Raw genomic sequence first — 3,171 nt, forward strand, 5'->3', positions numbered from 1 at the left:
TCCCATGCTCCCGGCACAGGTCAGGAACCGGGACACCGCCCTCAGCCTGGCGGATCACACCCATGATCTGGGCGTCAGTAAAGCGATCACTCTTCATCAGAATCTCCTCAACTCTTACGCTGAGAAAATTCTCATTCAAAAGTCACTCTTTTTATGGGGGGATTACCACTTCATGCGCGTGGCGCATCGGTTATTGCGGAAGACCGTGATCCCGGTATCAGCGCCCTTGCTCGGCCTGGCATCTTTCCACTCGTCGGAGACGTAGCAGAAGAAGGCGCGGCCCGACTGGCCGTGGCAACGGCGGTCGAGCAGTTCGGTCGGCTGGATATTCTCGTTAATAACGCAGGCATTATCATTAACAAGCTTGTAGTAGACATGACTCTTGAGGACTGGGACCGTATCTTCGCCGTAAATATTCGGGGTGTATTCTTGCACTCACGTGAGGCGATGCGTGCGATGATCCCGAACGGTAACGGAGCTATCGTCAATGTCGGGTCCTATGCCTGCTTTCAGACCTTTCCATCAATCGCAGCGTATGCCGCATCGAAGGGTGCCCTTGCCCAGTTCACCCGGACACTCGCAGTGGAAGCCATTGATCATGGGATCCGAGTGAATGCAGTGGGCGCGGGAGATACCGTGACCAATATTCTCAATCATATTCATGCAGACGGCCCATCGGCCCTTGCGGACTATGGCAAACACGCCCTCATCGGACGAGCTGCTCAACCAGAGGAAATCGCGAAGGTAATCGCCTTTCTCGCATCTGACGAAGCCAGCTTCATGGTCGGATCGATCACAATGGCAGACGGGGGGAAAAGCGTAATCCTTCCCGCCTGACCAGATCATTTCCGCTTTCTCCCTACTCGTCATGGCAACGTCTGCTTTGCGGAACAAGCTACGACCGAGCGGATGACCGGTATGAGGCGATTGCCGCCTGTCTGCTTACGCCGCGCTAAGCGGACCTTCTGCTTACGCCTCATTTCGGACACAAGCCATGTTAAACGATCACCCGAAAAGCAGACGCTAATAGAAATATTATGACAAAGTAGCGCAATGCTACGGGCTTGTGTGGAAGCCTGTCTTATTCAACTAAGAGGAATGAGCGAATTTTCTGCTGCGTCCTTCTGACATGACATTATTCTTTCCGATCATCTAATTCCATGACTGGTATGATTGACGATCTGGGCGAGCATGAATCCGAGAAAGACTGCGATTGTGCCGAGCACAAGAGAAATCCCGACATTCAGGCAGGCCCTGCCGGGATGGCCGTTCTGAAGCAGATCAAAGGTCTGAAGACTGAATGACGAGAAGGTGGTGTAACCACCGCAGATCCCGACCATAAAAACCAGACGTGCCGTGTCGGAAACATGCATGCGACCACCTGCCGCCGTCAGGGCTGCAAACAGGGCTATGGCGAACGAGCCGGTGAAGTTGATCAGGATCGTACCCCACGGAAAGGTGTGGCTCCAGCGTGCGGTGGCCAGACCGACCCAGTAGCGTAGCAATGTGCCAGTGCCCCCCCCCAATTCGATCAGGAGTGCCGGAAAAATATTCGGCAGCATAAGCCTCTTTCCTGTTATCTGCGGTCAATGATGGGTCAGGATCGGAAGCGTGGCGTGTGAGAGGATATCCTGCGTCGGGCCGCCAAACAGCCACTCGATGAAATGCGGGCGGCTATAAGCGCCCATAACCAGAAGATCACCACCTGCCTTCAGGGCATGCTGTCGGATTTCTTCCCCCACATCGGATGAGGCAATGACAAAGCGATCAATCGCAACGGTAACGCCTTTTTGCCGGAGTTCTTCCGCGATGGGCGGTTCCGCTACCTCGTTTGCGCGGTCCTCGCCAATTACAATGCTGACATGGGACGCCCGCTCCAGAAAGGGCTGAGCAGCGGCCATGGCCCGCTCAAGGGCTGAGGACGGATGCCAGGCGATCACTGGATGTGCTCCGACGGTCTCATGATGCTGAAGTGACGCCACAATCACCGTGGCACCCGCGTCATATAACGCCCCGCTGAACGCCTGTGAGACCGCCTCGGGGTCTGACGAACGTGGACGGCTGAGAACGGTCATATCAGCATTCATGGCCTCACGCGCGACGGTTTTGCGGATATCCCCTGCGATTTCGATCCATTCGGTGGCCTGCTGGTCGATCAACCCGGCTTTCCACTTCTGGAAGATGTCGCGCAGGGCATCCGCTTTTGCGGAGACTTCCTGCGCAAAACGTTTTTCTTCTTCGGGGCTGGGCATTCCTTCATCTGGCGTCTGATAATCGGGATCGTCCTGAAGTTCAGGGTGGAGAACCCTGATCGGTGGGTGGCCAAGGCGTGCGGCCAGTTCCCCGGCAGTTTCAAGGGTATAGGTCGCGGTTTCGATGCGATCGAGGATGGCAAGAATGCGCATGGTCTTCCTCCTGAAATGATGGTGTCGCGCTGCTCTCTGTCAGGGCGTTGACTGTGTGGCGAAATGCCAGGATTCGGCGGGTTTGAAATAAAGCGACGTATCTCTCAGCAGTGCCTCGTGGGAGAGGCAGAATGCCTGAAGCTGCTCATGGTCGCCCAGAATATCGACATAGACCGACAGAAGCGTATTGGGGATTTCCCCCAGTGTCTGCTGGATTTCCCCACTTCTCCAGAAGCCGTAATGTGCAAAGGGGGCATTCGAGCAGGTGAAGCCTGCTGCACGGGCCGCATGGACGATGTCACGATAGAGAGGACGGCGCTGGAACAGGCGGGTAAAAGGTTTCTGTTGTCGGCTTTGCGCCCGTGATGCGGACGTCATGAAAATCCGGAGAATACCGGCAGGTTCTGTCAGTAGGGTGGGCGTCTCGTGCATGGCTTATTTTCCGGTTTGTGTTGCTGGGTCAGAGGAGGTCTGGGTGCCGGTTTTCCGGACCCGCCGCCCGATGAAGCCACGGGCCTGCCGGAGCGCCATGCCCGCCGTAATGTGAGGATGTGCGGCTTTTGGAACACCGATGCGCTGGGACAGGTAAATCCCGGAATGACCGGAGCAGAGATAGGCAATGAAGCAGCCCGTCGCGATGTAGATGACGTCCGTAGCGCCAAACAGCTCGACCCCCATGAAGGTACAGGCCAGAGGGGTATTGGCCGCCCCCGCAAAAACAGCCACAAACCCGACTGCCGCGAGAAGATCGGTCGGCACGCCGAGA

Annotated in this window: 6 protein-coding genes; 1 reads left to right on the top strand and 5 read right to left on the bottom strand. The window is 56.3% G+C overall.

Going from position 1 to position 3,171, the window contains the following annotated elements:
• Positions 1-97, bottom strand: a 97-nt coding sequence (locus GOB86_RS15100; protein ID WP_139018880.1) for a transposase, incomplete at its 3' end; no start/stop codon positions are given.
• Between the two features lie 56 nt (positions 98-153).
• On the opposite strand from GOB86_RS15100, the gene GOB86_RS15105 reads away from it, so the two are divergent.
• Positions 154-837 carry an SDR family NAD(P)-dependent oxidoreductase gene (locus GOB86_RS15105; protein WP_165993472.1) on the top strand — a complete coding sequence of 228 codons (684 nt, stop codon included), beginning with the start codon at positions 154-156 and terminating at the stop codon, positions 835-837.
• Between the two features lie 311 nt (positions 838-1,148).
• Here the strand turns inward: GOB86_RS15105 and crcB are convergent, their stop codons facing one another.
• The 4 genes from crcB to GOB86_RS15125 form a co-directional block, all read right to left on the bottom strand.
• Positions 1,149-1,562, bottom strand: coding sequence for a fluoride efflux transporter CrcB (crcB, locus tag GOB86_RS15110; protein ID WP_061490415.1), 414 nt, complete (start codon positions 1,560-1,562; stop codon positions 1,149-1,151).
• A gap of 24 nt (positions 1,563-1,586) precedes the next feature.
• Entirely contained in the window at positions 1,587-2,405 is an 819-nt protein-coding gene (locus tag GOB86_RS15115; protein WP_061490416.1) for a universal stress protein, read from the bottom strand.
• Positions 2,406-2,444: 39 nt separating this feature from the next.
• Positions 2,445-2,837: a hypothetical protein gene (locus tag GOB86_RS15120; RefSeq protein WP_061490417.1), complete on the bottom strand. Its 393-nt coding sequence runs from the start codon at positions 2,835-2,837 to the stop codon at positions 2,445-2,447.
• Between the two features lie 3 nt (positions 2,838-2,840).
• On the bottom strand, positions 2,841-3,171 hold a 331-nt coding region (locus GOB86_RS15125), incomplete at its 5' end, for a chloride channel protein (protein WP_194301216.1).

The organism is Acetobacter lambici (assembly GCF_011516885.1).
GTDB lineage: Bacteria > Pseudomonadota > Alphaproteobacteria > Acetobacterales > Acetobacteraceae > Acetobacter > Acetobacter lambici.

What these genes read in the sequence shown, in the direction of transcription:
- crcB (WP_061490415.1), bottom strand. Translation starts at nt 1,562, where the DNA reads ATGCTGCCGAATATTTTTCCGGCACTCCTGATCGAATTGGGGGGGGGC.
- GOB86_RS15105 (WP_165993472.1), top strand. Translation starts at nt 154, where the DNA reads ATGGGGGGATTACCACTTCATGCGCGTGGCGCATCGGTTATTGCGGAA.
- GOB86_RS15120 (WP_061490417.1), bottom strand. Translation starts at nt 2,837, where the DNA reads ATGCACGAGACGCCCACCCTACTGACAGAACCTGCCGGTATTCTCCGG.
- GOB86_RS15115 (WP_061490416.1), bottom strand. Translation starts at nt 2,405, where the DNA reads ATGCGCATTCTTGCCATCCTCGATCGCATCGAAACCGCGACCTATACC.